Genomic DNA, 17,011 nt, shown 5'->3' with positions numbered 1-17,011 from the left:
AAAACCGCTTTCCCCATAGCTCTCAGCCTATGACCCCCGCGGTTCGGGCATCGAAGACTTTCCGACGCCTATCGGCGTCCGAAACTCTCAACGATAGCTGACGGTCCGGAATCGGGAATGCGCACGCAAAAAAGCAGACCTTCCGTTCCGCCTCAATCCTATTCGGCAGATAATTCGGTGATCGGAATGCACAGGCGAACGGCTTCTTGCAACGACATGCATCGTTCAATTTCAACGATGCCGTTGCTGCCATGAGGAATGTCGTGCGGGGTATGGATTAGCCGAGCCATCGCGATGGTCGTCCGCGATCCTGTCCCCGTCGCCGTCCGCGCTGGAGCAGTTTCGGCCAAGGCGTTGACATTTTTATATTAAGTTATAAATATGATTTATTAGGGTTTGTCTTCGATTACAGCGAACTCCAAATATCGAATGGAGAGGGAGGCATGACCATGGGTCCCGCAATTATCTTCAAGCTTGTTCGCGGCGTGACGGCCTTGGCAGCGGGATTGTCCATGGCTGCATGTACCGCGGCTCAGAGTGGCGCGATGGACACCAGCCTCAAAAGCGCAAAGCAAGTGGGCCAGTCCACCGAAGCACGGCAAAACGCGCGGCCGAACTTCCTGGTGATCGTCGCCGACGATTTGGGTTTTGCCGATGTCGGATTTAACGGGGCGCAGTTCCGCACGCCCAATATCGACGCCATCGCGCAATCGGGCATGGTGCTCGATCACTTCTACGTGTCGGCCTTGTGCTCGCCATCCCGGGCGGGCTTGCTGACCGGACGCTATCCCCATCGCTTTGGCATCATGGGCGACACGATAACGCCGGGAAGCGATTTCGGCCTTGATCCGCAAGAGGAAACGATCGCTGCGATGCTGGCCCGCGCGGGTTACGGTCGCCGCGCCTTTATCGGCAAATGGCATCTTGGCCACCGCAAGCCGCAATATCATCCGCTGAACTTCGGTTTCACCAGCTTTTACGGCCATTACAACGGCGCGATCGATTATTTTACTCACAAGCGAGAGGGGGAGGTCGATTGGCATCGCGACCGCGCGCCCTCATCGGACAAGGGATATTCGACCGACCTGCTCAGCGAGGAAGCGGTTCGTGTCATCCGCGGCGCACACGGGGATGGGAAACCCTGGATGATATGGCTGGCATATAATGCGCCGCACGGGCCGCTGCAGGCAAAACCCGAAGACCTCGCCGCGGCCGGTTTCGATCCCACGAAACCCAGATTCGGCGAGCGCGAGGATGGCGCGGAAGGGGCCGGCTTTGGTTTGGCCGGCCGGGGCAACACGCGTCGACAGACCGCAATCGCCATGATCCGGGCAATGGATCGAGGGATCGGGACGATTCTGGACGAATTGCGCCGAATCGGCCAGCTCGACAACACCGTCATCCTGTTCACCAGCGACAACGGCGGGCCCGGTCGCGACGGTGCGCGCGATCCCGCGGCCGATAACGGCGTGTTGCGCGGCTATAAGACCCAGCATTATGACGGCGGCGTTCGCGTGGCGGCGGCCATCGCCTGGCCAGCGCATCTGCGGCCTCGTCCGCGTGCGTCGGTGGGATCGCTGTCCTACGTCGACATCATGCCTACGTTCGCTGCGCTCGCCGGAACCAAGCCGGCCCGAAAAGTCGATGGCGCAGATATCAGCAAGAATTTGTCGAGCGGGAAGGTCGTATCGAATCGAACCCTGTTTCTCGGCGAGGATTATCGGGAGGCCCCCGCTTATGGCGAGCGTTTTTCGCGCGCGCCGGACGCGCTCGCGGGACGGGCTCCCGCGGTCCTCTCGGGCCGGTGGAAGCTGGTCGGGAACCAACTTTATGACATCGTCGCGGATCCGTCCGAGCGACGGGACATCGCAGCCGATCATCCGGACGTAGTGCGCCGCCTTCAAGCCGAGATTGCGCGTTTCACCGCCCTGCGCCAAATTTCTCGCGATAGATTGAATGCGACCAAACTCCCCCCTTTGCGGAAGTGGGAAATACCGCCTTCAAACCGCTGACGAGAACGGGTGGCATTTGCTTCAAACACCATCACATTGCCATTAGTGTAGTGTAGTGATAACACAGCTGGGATAGCCCTGTCCTTTGATAGAAGCCCCAGTTGATCGACGCGCCATCCATTGTTCTGCGAATCGCCTCGGCCATGCTGATTGCGATAGCTTGTGCCGCTGGCATGATTGGCGCGGCGCGAGCAGAGCCGCGACCGGAACTCGTCGACAAGCTCTTTGAGCCTTGGGATCACACCGATACGCCAGGGATGACCGTGGCGATCCTGCGGGACGGAAAGACGGTCTATGCTCGAGGCTTCGGCATGGCCAACGTCGAATTGTCGGTCCCAAATGGTCCCGACATAGTTTACCCGCTGGCTTCCAATTCCAAGCAGTTTACCGCGTTCGCGATTCACCTGCTGGCGGGCGACGGCAAACTCTCGCTCGTCGATGACGTACGAAAGCATGTCCCCGAATTGCCCGACTTTGGCGAAACCATCACGCTGGAGATGCTGATCCACCATAGCAGCGGCCTCCGCGATGCGACGAGCCTTCTGGATTTGCAGGGATATGGTCCGGAGGACGCCGTATCCCGGCAGCAGGCGCTCGATCTCCTGTGGCGCCAGCAGGATCTGAATTTCCGGCCGGGCACGGAGTACCGCTATAACAATTCCAACTATTTGCTGCTTGGGCTGGTCATCGAGCGTGCCTCCGGCATGTCGCTCGCGCAGTTTTGGGAACGGCGAATCTTTCAGCCGCTCGGCATGACCGCGACCAGAGCTTCGCAGGACCCCATCCAGATCATTCCTCGCCGCGCCTCGGGGTATGGCAGAGAAAAAGACCGGTACACACCGCGCCAGACGCCGGACGCCCTTCTTGGCGCATCGGGCATCAGCTCGACGGTCGGCGATCTGGCCATATGGCTGGCCAATTTCGATGACCCGGAAGCGGTTGGCGACCCCGCCTTGATCGCGGCCATGCTGAGGACCGGCACGCTCGGCGACGGCACGCCGATTACTTACGCCTCCGGTCTCCACCGCGAGCATTATCGCGGCCTTCCGTTCATAGAGCACAGCGGCCACAACTGGGGCTACAAGACCGAAATCCTTCGTTTCCCGACCCAGAATCTGACCATCATCATTCTGGCCAACGCAGACGACAGCGATCCGCCGTCGCTGGCGTTCAAAGTGGCGGACATTTATCTCAAAGGCGAATTTCCTTCTTCGCCCCCGAAGCCGGAAGCGATCGCCCCACCCCTGCACCTGATCGATCGCTATACAGGGACCTATGCGGTCGCCACCGGCACAACCCTTCGCGCGCCAGGCCGGCGATATATATTCCGCCGCGAGGATTTCGTCGGTCCAGCAGCCCAACTGACGGCATTCTCGCCGACGGATTTCTTTTCCCCGCAAAGCGATTTTCGCGCGCGTTTTTTACCGCCGCCCGGAGGAGGCCCCTCGCAGCGGGTCATCATCCACAATGACGACGGCGATGAATTTGTCGCGCGCCGGGTGCCGGAAGCGGTTGCGCCGCCGCCGACGGATCTGTCCGATGCCAGCGCGCTTGCCGGCGATTACTGGTCGCCGGAACTCGGCGTGCTCTATCGCGTCAGCCAGCGCGACGGAAAGCTCTGGCTACGCTACCCGCGCGGCGAGGCCGAACTGCGTGCCGAGGCGCGCGACATCTTCCTTTGGCGTCAGGAGGATTATTCCATTCGGTTCGGGCGAACCGGCGACAAGGTCACCAACTTCGTGCTGACGCAGCCAAACCAGCGAGTGCGCGATCTCCGTTTCACGAGAGCGACGATTACCTCGATCGAACGGTGACGTGCGGTTGGCCGACGATCTCGGTTTGCCACACGTCCTTGGTGATGGTGAACAGCCCATGTTCGTTACGCGGGCTGGCGGCTTTCGGGCCGGGCGGCTCAGCTGCCCTTCTTCTGCGCGCGCGCCGCCTTAACGCCCGCGACGAACTGTTTCTCGGTAACCTTCACGGCCAGCCCCTTGTCAGACAGGAAGAACGCGGCACGCGGCATCGTGATATTGCCTTCGCGGGTGGCGAGCACCGCGCCTTGCCGTGCCATCGCCTTGACCTTGCCCAGCACGGCCGTGCCATCGGCGCTGCGCACCTCGGCCCCCGGTTTCAATGCCCCGTCGACCGCCGCCGCATCGGCCTCCGCCTCTTTCAGAACCGCGAAAATCTTCGCCTTCGGCGCCTTTAGCGCCGGACCCTTTTTGGTCATCAGAAAGGCGCTTTTCGATACCACCAGCCCGCTGCCGTTGACTGCAACCGCAACCTTGTCGCCTTCCACCTTGACGATCTGGCCGATCTCTTCGCCGGCCTGGTCATAGACTTTGGTCCCGGGGGTCAGCGAAGCGGACGACGCCGCCTCTTGCGCTTGCACGGCGGGGACAGCGGACAGCGCCGCACCGATCAGGCATAGCGCGGCAAGAGCGCCGGAAGATTTGGGCATGAGAAGCTCCTGTCGAAAAGCAATGTCCCGTGCCGCATGGCGCGGCCTCACGCCAAATCGCATGTTGTCCGGCCGTGCAATGGACACGGCGAGCCGACGGAGCGTCCTCGGTTTCATGCCGTTCCCCCCGATCGCGACCGCCAATGAACGTGCGGGGTGAGAGTGAGAGCGTTCGCCCCGCCGGCGGGGCCTACCGGTCGGCGGTTGACCCTCGCGTTCCGCGCCTCTAGCCTTGCTGCGATGCACAAAAGGGACAGCCTCCCTCCTCCCCCACGGCTTTCGGAATGGGCAGCGCGACAGCCGGTGGCGCTCTTCCTCGATTTTGACGGCACGCTCGTTGAAATCGCGGAAACCCCCGACGCCATCCTGATCCCCGACGACCTCGTGCGGCGGCTGGAAGATCTCAAGGCGCGCGTGGATGGCCGCCTCGCGCTGGTCACCGGACGGTCGCTTGCGGACATCGGCGAGCATCTCGGGCAGGGTTCGATCATGATCGTGGGTTCGCACGGGGCCGAACAGGGTGAAGCCGCCCCTCCGACCGCCCCGCTTGCGAGAAAGGCAACGGCGGCGATCGCGACGCTCGCGGCGCAGTGGCCCGGTCTGCTGGTCGAAACCAAGCCGCACGGCATCGCAATTCATTACCGGCAGGAACCAGACGCCGAGACAGCCGTCTTTACCGTCATGGACGACATTGCGGAGCGCGAGGACCTGGCCGTACGGCGAGGCAAGATGGTGGTCGAACTGGGGCCGGCGCAAGCCAACAAGGGACAGGCCGTGGCGCGGCTTATGCGCGAGCCCGCCTATGCCGGCGCCATGCCGGTTTTCATCGGCGACGACGTCACCGACGAAGACGGTTTTGCCGCGGCTGCCGCAGCGGGCGGACACGGCATTCTGGTCGGCGCACAGCGTCCGACCGCTGCCCGATACAGGCTTGCGGACCCGCGGGAGGTCTATCGTTGGCTGGACCTTTGAGCGACCTGTCACTCTGGCCGATCGGCAATTGCCAGGTCAGCGCGCTCATCGACAGCGCGGCGGGGCTGGTGTGGGGGTGCGTCCCGCGGGTCGACGGCGATCCCGTTTTCTGCGCGCTGATGAACGGCGAGCGTCAGGCGGAAGGCGTGTGGCGTTTCGTGCTCGAAGGGCAGGTGCGCGCAACCCCGCGCTACAGCCGCAACACGCCGATCCTCGTAACGCGTCTCGAGGCGGAGGATGGCAGCGCGGTCGACGTCATCGATTTCTGCCCGCGCGCCGAACGCTCGGGACGCATGTATCGCCCCGTCGCCTACACCCGCATCGTCCGCCCGGTCGCCGGCAGTCCGCGCATCCGCATGAACCTGTCGCCGATGCGCGATCATGGCGCCGAACGCGCGCCGACGACGCGCGGCACCAACCATATCCGTTATCTCGTCGGCAACCAGCCGCTCCGCCTCACCACCGACGCGCCGGTCGGCTATGTCATGCAAGAGCTTGCCTTTCGCGTCGAATCCGACCTCCATTTCTTCCTCGGACCCGACGAGCCCTTCACGGGCAATGTCCGCGAATCGGTGCGCGGTATGGAGGAAGCGACCGGCCAATATTGGCGCAGCTGGGTGCGCGGGCTCGCGACGCCGATGGACTGGCAGGACGCGGTGATCCGCGCCGCGATCACGCTCAAGCTCTGCCAGCACGAGGAAACCGGCGCGATCGTCGCCGCGCTGACGACATCGATCCCCGAGGCACCGCACAGCGAGCGCAACTGGGACTATCGCTATTGCTGGATCCGCGATGCCTATTACACGGTTCAGGCACTGAACCGGCTCGGCGCGCTCGACGTGCTCGAAAAATATCTCGCTTACCTCCGCAACATCGTCGATCGCGCCGCGGGCGGGCAGATCCAGCCGCTCTATTCGGTGATGGGCGTCGCCGAACTGGACGAGGGCGTCGCCGAACATCTCGCGGGTTATCGCGGCATGGGACCGGTACGGATCGGCAACGCGGCCTATCAGCAGATCCAGCACGACGCCTATGGCCAGATCGTGCTGCCGACGGTGCAGGGCTTCTTCGACCAGCGGCTGTTCCGCATGGCCGACGAGCGCGATTTCGAAAGCCTCGAAAGCGTCGGCGAAGTCGCGTGGGCGATGCACGACCAGCCCGACGCCGGGTTGTGGGAATTTCGTACCAAGCAGCTCGTCCACACCTATTCGGCGGTGATGAGCTGGGCGGCGTGCGACCGGCTCGGCAACGTCGCCGCACGCATCGGCAAACCCGACCGCGAAGCCCATTGGAACGAACGCGCGGCCAAAATCCGCGAAACGATCGAGCGCGAGGGATGGGACGAAGCGGCGGGCCATTATGGCGCCGCCTTCGGCCATGCCCATCTCGACGCCAGCCTGCTCCAGATGGTCGAGCTGCGCTATATCCGCGCCGACAATCCCCGTTTCCAGGCGACCTTCGCCGCGATCGAAAAGGCGCTGCGCCGCGGCGAACATATGCTGCGCTATGACAGCGAGGATGATTTTGGCCTCCCCGAGACCGCGTTCAACTTCTGTACCTTCTGGCTGATCGAGGCGCTGCACCTGTGCGGTCGGGGCGAGGAAGCGCGCGAGCTGTTCGGAAAGATGCTCGCGCACCGAACGCCATCGGGCCTGCTTTCCGAGGATCTCGATTTCGAAAGCGGCGAATTGTGGGGCAATTTCCCCCAGACCTATTCGCTTGTCGGCATCATCCATTGCGCCGGGCTGCTCTCGCGCGGCTGGGACACGGTGCGATGAGCCGGCTGATTGTCGTCTCGAACCGCGTCTCGGTCGCCAAGGGGCGTGGTGCGGCGGGCGCGCAGGGCGGTCTTGCGGTCGCGATGAGCGCGGCGCTGCACAAGCGCGGTGGCATCTGGTTCGGCTGGTCGGGAAATGAGGTCGAACATTTCACGGGTCAGCTCACGATGGAGCGGGTCGACGGCTTTACTACCGCGACCGTCGATCTCGAGCCCCAAGACGTCGACGAATATTACAACGGCTATGCCAACCGAACGCTCTGGCCACTCTTTCACTACCGCATCGATCTGGCCGAATATGAGAATGAATTCGGCCGCGGCTACGAACGCGTCAACGAGCAGTTCGCGAACAGCCTCTATCCGCTGATCGAAGAGGAAGACGTCGTCTGGGTGCAGGACTACCACTTCCTGCCGCTCGGCGAACGGCTGCGCGCGCAGGGGGTGACGAACCGCATCGGCCTGTTCCTGCATATCCCGTGGCCACCGACGCGCCTGCTCGTATCCCTCCCGCATCACGAGCGGCTCGTCGCCGCGATGCTCCATTATGACGTGATCGGCTTTCAGTCGGTCGAATGGCTCGAAAGCTTCCTCCATTATTGCCGAAAGGAACATGGCGCCGAGGTCGACGAGGATAGCGGCACCGTCCGCATTGGCGACCACAGCACCATTGCGCGCGCCTTTCCCATCGGCATCGACCATGCCGAATTCATGGCGCTCGGCGAGACCGAGATCGCCCGGCGATCACAGCAGCGGCTCGGCACCAGCGCCCGCAAGCGCACGATCGCGATCGGCGTCGATCGGCTCGACTACAGCAAGGGGCTTCCCGAACGGATCGACGCGCTCGAACGGCTGTTCGCCAGCCATGACGACATGGTCAACGAGCTGCTCTTCGTCCAGATCGCGCCGCCTTCGCGCGAGGACGTCCGCTCGTACCAGCGGATCCGCGCGACGCTCGAGCAGAAGACCGGCCAGTTCAACGGCGCGCACTCGGACGTCGACCTCGTCCCGATCCGATACGTCAACCGCGGTTTCGGCCGCGCCGAATTGTTCGGCTTCTACCGCGCGGCGAAGATCGGTCTCGTGACCCCGCTCCGCGACGGGATGAACCTCGTCGCCAAGGAATATGTCGCGGCACAGGACCCCGACGATCCGGGCGTATTGATCCTCTCGCGCTTCGCGGGCGCGGCCGAGCAACTCACCGACGCGTTGCTCGTCAATCCGCACGATGGCGGCGACGTCGCCCGCGCGATCTGGACCGCGATGCACATGCCGCTCGCGGAGCGCAAGGCGCGCTGGGAAAAGCTCTACGCCATCGTCCGCGACGCCGACGTGATCGGCTGGGCGGATGATTTCCTCTCGGCACTCACGCAGGAACCGGCCTTGCCGGAGGCGTAAGAGCAAGCGCCGCGCGCGGGCGATCGGCCTTATTTTTCGGCTATCGCATGGGGCAATTGCGGCGTTTCCGCCCCGCCCCAGACTTGGCGCTCCCGCCCCTTGAGGTGCGGGTCATAGGCGTCGCTCCACGCATCGACATAGCTGCGCGCCGCCCACGCGTCCCATTGCTGCGCCATCCTGCGGACGCGCTCGGGCTGGCTGGCGGCAAGGTCATGCATTTCGGTGCGGTCAGTCGCCATGTCGAAGAGTTGCCAGGGCTTCTCGAAACCCGCGACAAGTTTCCATTGGCCATCGCGGACGGCGCGATTGCCCTCATGCTCCCAGAAGATCGGCTTGTCGCGGGTTAGCGGCTCCCCGCGAAAGGCGGGAACCATCGAACGCCCCTCCATCGGCAGGATGGCATGACCGTTGAAGGTCTTGGGATAAGTAGCGCCGGCGAGTTCGACGAGCGTCGGCATGACGTCGATCAGATGCCCCGGCTCGCGCACCAGCGTGCCGCGCGCTTTCGCGGCGATCCCGCGCGGCCAGTGCGCGATCAGCGGCGTCGCGATCCCGCCCTCGTAGGTGTGGTGCTTGTAATATTGGAAGGGCGCGTTCTGGAGCGTCGCCCAGTTCATGCCCGTCCAGACCACCGACTGTGCGCTGCCCGGCAGCCCTTCACCCTTGAGCCGGCCGTCGGGGCCGCTTTCGGCGGTACCACCATTATCGTTCATCACCAGGATCAGCGTGTTGTCGAGTTCGCCCGATTGCCGCAGGCGATCGACGAGCGTTCCGATCGCCCGGTCGACGCGGTGAACCACCGCCGCATAGACCGCCATCATCGTATCGAAACGATCCTTTTCCCCGGCCGACAATTTATTCCAGTCGTAACTGCCGGGAAGGGCGGCGGGCAGTTCGGCGTCGGCCGCGATGATGCCGAGTTTCTTTTGCCGTTCGAAACGCTCGCGGCGCATGGCTTCCCAGCCCCGCATGTACCGGCCTTTGAATTTCGCCACATCCTCGGCCGGCGCCATCAGCGGAAAATGCGCGCCGACGAAGGGCATGTAGAGGAAGAAGGGTTTGCGCTGCTCGCGCGCCTCGCCGATGAATTTCGTCTGCCAGTCGACGAACATGTCCGACGAATACCAATAGCCCTGCCCCACGCGCGGTGACCCGGCTGGCACCCGCTCGCCGTCGATATAGACCGATTTTGCGTGTGGTTGCGGCTGGTCGCGATAATAGAGCTCGCCCGCAGGCGAGGTGAGCGACCGGTCGAAGCCGCGCTGCCACGGGCCGACCCCGCGCGAAATGCCGAGATGCCATTTGCCCGCCATCGCGGTGAAATAGCCCGCCGACTTCATCACTTCGGCAAGCGTGACGACGCGGTCCGCAAGCTTGCTGTGCAGCCCTTTCGATCCGGGCACTTGCACCGATTCGAGATGCCCCAGCCCCGCCTGATGCGGATAGGTGCCCGTCAGCAGCGCCGCGCGCGACGGGCTGCACCGCGCATTGTTGTAGAATTGGGTGAAAGCGAGGCCGTTTTTCGTCAGCGCATCGATGTTCGGCGTCGGGATTTCGCCACCAAAGCTGCCCATGTCCGAAAATCCGACGTCGTCGAGCAGGATGACGACGACGTTCGGGCGTATGGGTTGCGGGCGGACCGGCGGCGCTTCCGCCGCGACCAGGGCAGACGGCAGGATACCCGCCGCCAGTGCTGCCACCGCACAACCAGCACGACCCAACAGGCGAACCGCATATTTCATAGCCACCAGATTCTCTCCCCTGTCGCGGATTCGCGTTATAGCCTATATATCATATATATATTGACTTTGTTTAGGGCATTGGTCAACGTCCCGGTCGAGGCGTTGACGAGAAGGTGCAATAATCTGCGTGAGATCGGGTTGGCGGCCATTAGGTCGCGCGATCCCGGGATCATCGGCCGTTCCTTCTTTCCAACGTCGAAAGGCAAAAAATGCCTGAACAGGGACGTCGGGAGAGGACAACATGAAGAGGCACACAGGTTTTTCGGCCGCGGTATCGGTACTAGCGCTCGTCGTGAGCGCGCCGGCCTGGGGGCAATCCACCGATGCGGCCGATACGGTCGCGGAAACCCCGCAGGACGCCGACGACGCGATCGTCGTCACCGGCATCCGCCGCTCGCTCGAGCGCGCCGCCGACATCAAGCGCGACTCGGTACAGGTGGTCGATGCGATCGTCGCGCAGGACATCGGCAAGCTTCCCGACCCGACGACGGCGGCGGCGCTCCAGCGCGTGCCCGGCGTCCAGGTGTCGGTGAACCGCAACAACGAACTCGGCGATGTGCGCGTCCGCGGCCTTCCCGACGTGCTGACCACGGTGAACGGACGCGAGGTGTTTTCGACGATCGGCCGCAATTTCGACTTGCAGGATATGCCTGCCGAGGCACTGTCGCGCGTCAACGTCTTCAAATCGCAGACCGCCGACCTGACCGAAGGCGGCCTCGCCGGCGTGATCGACCTCCAGCTCAACCGGCCGTTCAATTTCAGGGATCCGACCGTCGTCCTGGGCGGCCGCGCCAATTACGGCGACCGCGTCGACAAGATCAATCCGCAGTTCAGCCTGCTCGCGACCGATCGCTGGGACACCGGGATCGGCGAGATCGGCGCGCTGATCAACGGCACCTATTCCAAGTCCGACTATTATCGCGCGACGACGGTGCTGTTCCAGCGGCGCAGCACCAATACCGCGCCGTTCAATACGCCGGGCTATGTGATCCCCGGCATCCTACAGAATTTTCCGCAACAGGGCTTTATCGAGCGCCACCAGCTCAACGGCGCGCTGCAATGGCAGGCAACGCCGTCGCTCGAGGCCTATGTCGAGGGATTCTACACCTATTTCCGCGACCGCGGCAGCCGCAACGGCGCCAATATCCAGCCCTTCACCAACGGCACCACGATCACCGACGTCACCCCGGGTACGAGCTGCATCAACACCTATGTCCGCTCGAACGGCAACAATCCGGTCATCCAGACCGACGCCAATGGCGACAAGTCATGGACGCTAACCGAGCCGCAACTGGCCAACCCGGTCGAGCTGTGCCAGCCCGAAAGCATGACCTTCGCCAATTTGGTGTCGAACCAGACGACGCAGGCACGCGACCTCAACCAGCGCAACAAGCAATTCGCCGGCGGGCTGAAATATGACGAGGGCCGACTGAACGCGGTGCTCGATGTCGCTTATCAGACGTCGAAATATGAGATTCAGAACATCACATCGGACATCGGCCAGCGGCTGCCGAGCCTGACCGTGGAGATGGATGTCGACGGGCACGCCGAATATACGGTGCCCGGCGACGCGCTGCTCAGCCGCGACAACCTCTATATCCGTAACGCACTCATCCAGAATTTCACCGAGAACCGCGGCAAGCTGTTCCAGGCCAAGGGCGACGTCGACTATGACCTCGACGGCTTCCTGTCGAATATCGCGGTCGGCGCCCGCTATGCGCACCGCTCGGCCAAGGAGCAGGCGGTCAACCTCAACCAAGCCGCCCCCGGCGGCAACATCGGCACCGGAAACGACGCGGCGGCGGTGCTGGTTTCGGACACCGGCTTGCCCGACGACTTCCTCGCGCTCGGGTCGCGCGCACCCGACCTCAACAATGGCTCGCGCTTCTATATCCCCAATCCCGATTTCCTGCTGTCCGAGGAAGGGCTCGACGCCGCGCGCGCCTATTTCGGCCTGCCGGCGGGGCGGCCCGACTTCGATCCGGGGCGCGCGTTCGACGCGAAAGAGGATACGCTCGCGGCCTATGTGCAAGGCAAATATGAAGCCGATCTGTCGAACAACATCACATTGGATGGTGTCGTGGGCGTGCGCTATATCCGCACGAGCCGGACGATCGGCACGTTCGTGGAGGGTGAGGATGGCGAATTTGACCGGCTGACCGCCGACTCCGTCGATCACGACTGGCTGCCCAACGCGACCGCGCGGTTCCGCATCGGCGACGATATCCAGATCCGCTTCGGCTATGCCAAGTCGATCCGTCGTCCGAACTTCGAAGCGCTCAACCCGGCGATTACGCTCAACGAGTCGAACAACCCGCTGGTCCAGAGCACCGGCAATGCGGGCAACCCCGATCTCAAGGCGCAAAAGTCCGAAAGCCTAGACGCGACCTTCGAATATTATTTCCCCAGCGGCTATATCGCGGTCGCCGGCTATTATCGCGACATCAGCGACCGCGTCATCACCAGCGGCGCCGCCGAAGTCTATGACGGCGAAACCTACGCCGTATCGCGTCCGCGCAATGTCGGGCAGGCGACGCTGAAGGGTATCGAGCTCAGCACCCAATATTTCTTCGACTTCCTGCCCGGCGCGCTGTCGGGGCTCGGCGTGCAGGGTGCTTTCACGCTCGCCGATTCCAAAGTCGGCGGCGACGATCCGCTGGCGGGCTATCCGCTCCAGGGCGTGTCGAAGTATAATTATACTGTCGGCCTGCTTTACGAAAAAAGCGGGGTCAGCGCGCGGCTGGTCTACACCTATCGCTCCAAATATCTTTCGCTCGACGCAAGCGGCCAACCGACGCTGCGCCCGATGACCGAAGAGACGATCGATGCGCTCGAGGTGCCCGCGCTCGTTACCTATGCGCGCGGCGCGGGGCGGCTCGATTTCAACATCGGCTATGACATCACCGACAAGATCCGCGTCGATGTCGGCGGCACCAATATCCTCGGCAACAACACCTCGACCTATTACGACTATCCCGGATATACGAATATCAACAACGAGATGGCGTATGACGAGACGACCTATTCGGTCGGTGTCCGCGTGAAATTCTGACCAATCGGGCGGCGGCACCGATCTGCCGCCGCCCGCTTCGCCAAATAAAAAGGCCCCCTCGCCCGGTCGCGAGGGGGCCATTTTATTTCCCGGCCGACGTCATTTGGGAAGCGTCGCCATCCATGCTTTCAGCTTGGCGAGAAGGCGGTCGCGGATTGCGGGCTGGCTTGCGGCCATGTCGTTCGCTTCGCCGGGATCGCGCGCAAGGTCGAAGAGCTGCGGACTCGCGCCGCCCGCTTCGGCTAGCAATTTCCAGTCGCCCTCGCGGATCGCGAACGGCGGCGCCTGGTCGCGCTCGAGCGCGGGTTGCGGCGGCTCCTTCGACGCCCCTTCCTTGCCATAAGCCCAGTAAAGGTCGGGCCGCTCGGCGACCGGACGCCCTGCGATAACCGGCGACAGGTCGACCCCGTCCACCCCCGCGGGTATCCGCGCGCCGACGATGCGGGCGAGCGTCGGGAGCAGGTCGACCCCCTGCCCCACCGTCCGCTCGTCGCGATGCCCGGCCTTGGTGTGCCCGCGCCAATAGAGGATCAGCGGCTGGCGGATGCCGCCTTCGTAGAGGCTCCATTTGCGCCCGCGCAGGTTCTCGGTGCTGCCCGGCGCAACATGGCCGCCCGTATAATATCGCTGCGACGATGATGGGCCGTTGTCGCTGGTGACGATGACCAGCGTGTTGTCCATCTCGCCCATCTGGTCGAGGCGGTCGAACAGGCGGCCGAGCGTCTTGTCCATCTTCACCAGCGAAGCGAGCATCCGGTCGTCGTCGGAGGATGCGCCCTTGCCCATGACGTCGGACAGGCTTTCATCATCGGGCGCCCAGGGATCGTGCATATCGTTGAGCCACAGGTTCACGAACCACGGCTTTTCCGAATGCTGCGCGACGAAATCGACAGTCATGTCGGCATAGAGGCCGGTCAGCCTGGTCTTGATTTCCCAGAAGCGCGGGCCTTCCCCGAGCTCGTCCGATTGTTCGGCAAGGAAACGTTCCTCGTCGGAAACGAGCACGCGCGGCCCCAGCCCCTCGAAGGTCGTGAAGCTGTGGTCGAAGCCATAGGCCGTCGGCCACGGCGCGTCGGCGATGTCGCGCCCACCGCCCAGATGCCATTTGCCGATATGCGCGGTTTCATAGCCCGCACCCTTCAGCAGGCGAGCGATGTTTGGCAGCTTGGGGTCGAGCCAGTCGGCCTGTCCGATCGCCTTGTTATAGGCGCGATCGCTGACATAGTTGATGAAACCGACCTCGGCGGGAAAGCGTCCGGTCAGGAGGCCGGCGCGCGACGCCGAACAGATCGGCGCCGCGTCGTAAAATTGCGTCATCAGCACGCCTTCGCGCGCCAGCCGATCGAGATTGGGGGTCTGGACCTTGCGGTTCCCCATCACCGACAGGTCGCCAAAGCCCATATCGTCGACAAGGACGAACAGGATATTCGGCTTGCCCGCCGCGGCGGCCGGCGCCGGCGGATCGGCGGCGGCCGCCGCCGCCATCGTCACGGGCGCCGCGACGCCCATGAGGCCCGCGAGCATGGTGGTCGCGGCCCAGCGGGCGATCGCGGTGCGTCGTGCCATCGACTTTCCCCTTGCCTTATTTGTCCTCGAACAGCGGCTTCGCGATCTTCGCGAAATCCTCAACCGGCAGCTTCGACACCGCGCGGTCATAGGTGAGCAGGCCATTAAGCTCGCCCTCGACATCGCTCGTTTCGGTGTAGACCGACGCCGCGAGCCCCAGTTCCTTCGCCTGCCGGATGATCTCGTCGAACTTGATCTTGTAGCGTCGGCGATAATCTTCCTTGTCGGCCGCGAACTGATAGATGCGCGCGTCGCGGTCGGTGAACCACAGATGCCCCGGAATCGGCAGGCCGACGCCGCCGAATTCGCCGGTCACGATCGGCCGGTCGGCCTGCGGCGCGGGTTCGACCGGCACCTCGTCATAGGTATGGATGTCATAGACGTCGGACCCGCTGCCGGGGACATCGAACCACCCGCTCGCGTTGTTCACGAGGCGGCTCGGGTCCATATTCTTCGCGATACCGCCGACGGTCTTGACGTCATACTGGCCCCAGCCTTCGTTGTTCGTCACCCACATGACAATCGACGGAAAGGCGCGCAACGCGCCGATCATCCGCGCCAGTTCGGCCTGATATTGCGCCATTCCTGCCGAGCTGAAGGTCGCCTCGCGGTCGCTTGGGCGGCGTACCGCCTGATCGCCGAATGCGCCCGAGGGCATGTCCTGCCAGATCAGGATGCCGAGCCGGTCGGCGTCGTGATAATATTGCGCGGGCTCGACCTTGATATGCTTGCGCAGCATGTTGAAACCCGCCTTCTTCAGGAAGACGATGTCGCTGCGCGCGGCTTCCTCCGACGGCGGGGTGAGCAGGCTTTCGGGCCACCAGCCCTGGTCGAGCGTGCCATTGTGAAAGAGCGGTTTGTTGTTGAGCAGCAACGCCATCTTGCCCGTCTTGGGATCGACCCCGGTCGAAATCTTGCGCATCCCAAAATAGCTTTTGACGCTGTCGCTCGGCGCGCCGGTGACGGTCGCGGCGGCATAAGCCTGGGCCTCGCGCCCGGTCATCGGCGGCAGTCCGGTGCGGTCGTTGCCCGCACCCTTTGGCGGCGTCACTTTCACCAGCTCGGCGGTCAGGTCATAGAGATAGGGGTCGTCGGGCGACCAGAGCCGCGCGTTCGGGATCTTGAGCACCCCCTGCCGGTTGCCGCGGATGATCGTGCTTGCGATGACCTTGCCCTTGTCGCGCGCGGTGATGCGCACCGCGTCGCTCGGCGTCGCGGTGTTGCTGAGCGCGACATCGACTGTCAGCTCGCCCTTGTCGATGTCGGGCACCGCGCGAAGGTCGGCAATGTGGAGGTCGGCGACGGGTTCGAGCCACACCGTCTGCCAGATGCCGCTGACCGCGGTGTACCAGATACCGCGGGGTTCGAGCGTCTGCTTGCCGCGCGGCTGGTCGCCGGTCGAGGTCGGGTCGGTGACCTGCACGACAAGCTCGTTCGCGCCGGGACGCAGATAGCGGGTGACGTCGAAACTGAACGGATCGGAGCCGCCTTTATGGCTCCCGACGACGACGCCGTTGACGAGCACGGTCGATTCGAAATCGACCGCGCCGAAGTGGAGCAATGTCCGCTGCCCCGGCCATTTCGCGGGCAGCGTGAAGCTGCGCTTATACCAGAGCCGGTCGTCGGGCATCAGCTTGCGCGCGACGCCCGACAGTTTCGATTCGACCGCGAAGGGGACGAGGATCTTGCCGTCCATCGCCGCGGGCTGCGGTTCGTTCGCCGGCCGGATCGCATAATCCCAATGCCCGTTGAGGTTCATCCAGGTGTCGCGTTCCATCTGCGGGCGCGGATAGCTGCGCCACGCATTTTCGGGGGTCACCTTGCGGCCCCACTCGGTCATGATCGGGCCGACATAGGCGGGCCCGCCCTCGGTGGTGCCGGGCGCGGTGTAACCCGCGGTATTGGCAGTCGAATTGGCCGGTTTCTTGGGCGGCGGCGCGCCGGTCTGCGCATAGGCGGCAATGCTGGCGCTGCTGGCCAACAGCGCGGCGCCGACCAGCAGCTTTGAAATATGATTCATCTGACCCTCCCAAT

General features: G+C 63.7%; 10 protein-coding genes. 6 read left to right on the top strand and 4 right to left on the bottom strand.

What is annotated here, in order from left to right; all coding sequences use genetic code 11:
- Window positions 1-443 precede the first annotated feature (443 nt).
- Both HDC29_RS18600 and HDC29_RS18595 read left to right on the top strand, forming a co-directional pair.
- Entirely contained in the window at window positions 444-2,012 is a 1,569-nt protein-coding gene (locus tag HDC29_RS18600; RefSeq protein ID WP_179499765.1) for a sulfatase-like hydrolase/transferase, read from the top strand.
- A gap of 101 nt (window positions 2,013-2,113) precedes the next feature.
- Entirely contained in the window at window positions 2,114-3,826 is a 1,713-nt protein-coding gene (locus HDC29_RS18595) for a serine hydrolase (protein WP_179499764.1), read from the top strand.
- A gap of 98 nt (window positions 3,827-3,924) precedes the next feature.
- Here the strand turns inward: HDC29_RS18595 and HDC29_RS18590 are convergent, their stop codons facing one another.
- Window positions 3,925-4,617: a hypothetical protein gene (locus HDC29_RS18590; RefSeq protein ID WP_179499763.1), complete on the bottom strand. Its 693-nt coding sequence runs from the start codon at window positions 4,615-4,617 to the stop codon at window positions 3,925-3,927.
- Window positions 4,618-4,776: 159 nt separating this feature from the next.
- On the opposite strand from HDC29_RS18590, the gene otsB reads away from it, so the two are divergent.
- Genes otsB through HDC29_RS18575 form a run of 3 tightly spaced genes read left to right on the top strand, consistent with a single transcriptional unit; the run spans window position 4,777 to window position 8,617 of the window.
- A complete protein-coding gene (otsB, locus tag HDC29_RS18585) occupies window positions 4,777-5,445 on the top strand; it encodes a trehalose-phosphatase (RefSeq protein ID WP_179499762.1) in 669 nt (222 codons plus the stop codon).
- Window positions 5,442-7,223 carry a glycoside hydrolase family 15 protein gene (locus HDC29_RS18580; protein ID WP_179499795.1) on the top strand — a complete coding sequence of 594 codons (1,782 nt, stop codon included), beginning with the start codon at window positions 5,442-5,444 and terminating at the stop codon, window positions 7,221-7,223. The genes otsB and HDC29_RS18580 overlap by 4 nt, the downstream gene beginning before the upstream one ends.
- Entirely contained in the window at window positions 7,220-8,617 is a 1,398-nt protein-coding gene (locus HDC29_RS18575; RefSeq protein ID WP_179499761.1) for a trehalose-6-phosphate synthase, read from the top strand. The genes HDC29_RS18580 and HDC29_RS18575 overlap by 4 nt, the downstream gene beginning before the upstream one ends.
- A gap of 29 nt (window positions 8,618-8,646) precedes the next feature.
- Here HDC29_RS18575 and HDC29_RS18570 read toward each other — a convergent pair whose 3' ends face one another.
- Window positions 8,647-10,359 carry an arylsulfatase gene (locus tag HDC29_RS18570; protein WP_257018394.1) on the bottom strand — a complete coding sequence of 571 codons (1,713 nt, stop codon included), beginning with the start codon at window positions 10,357-10,359 and terminating at the stop codon, window positions 8,647-8,649.
- Between the two features lie 241 nt (window positions 10,360-10,600).
- Between HDC29_RS18570 and HDC29_RS18565 the strand changes: the two genes are divergently transcribed.
- Window positions 10,601-13,411: a TonB-dependent receptor gene (locus tag HDC29_RS18565; RefSeq protein WP_179499759.1), complete on the top strand. Its 2,811-nt coding sequence runs from the start codon at window positions 10,601-10,603 to the stop codon at window positions 13,409-13,411.
- Window positions 13,412-13,510: 99 nt separating this feature from the next.
- Here the strand turns inward: HDC29_RS18565 and HDC29_RS18560 are convergent, their stop codons facing one another.
- Together HDC29_RS18560 and HDC29_RS18555 are read right to left on the bottom strand one after the other, a co-directional pair.
- Entirely contained in the window at window positions 13,511-14,977 is a 1,467-nt protein-coding gene (locus HDC29_RS18560; protein ID WP_218844771.1) for a sulfatase-like hydrolase/transferase, read from the bottom strand.
- A gap of 16 nt (window positions 14,978-14,993) precedes the next feature.
- Window positions 14,994-16,997 carry a glycoside hydrolase family 2 protein gene (locus HDC29_RS18555; RefSeq protein ID WP_218844769.1) on the bottom strand — a complete coding sequence of 668 codons (2,004 nt, stop codon included), beginning with the start codon at window positions 16,995-16,997 and terminating at the stop codon, window positions 14,994-14,996.
- Between the last annotated feature and the right edge of the window lie 14 nt (window positions 16,998-17,011).

Source organism: Sphingopyxis sp. JAI108 (assembly GCF_013410105.1).
Taxonomy (GTDB): domain Bacteria; phylum Pseudomonadota; class Alphaproteobacteria; order Sphingomonadales; family Sphingomonadaceae; genus Sphingopyxis; species Sphingopyxis chilensis.
This window is presented reverse-complemented; position numbering and strand designations above follow the sequence as displayed.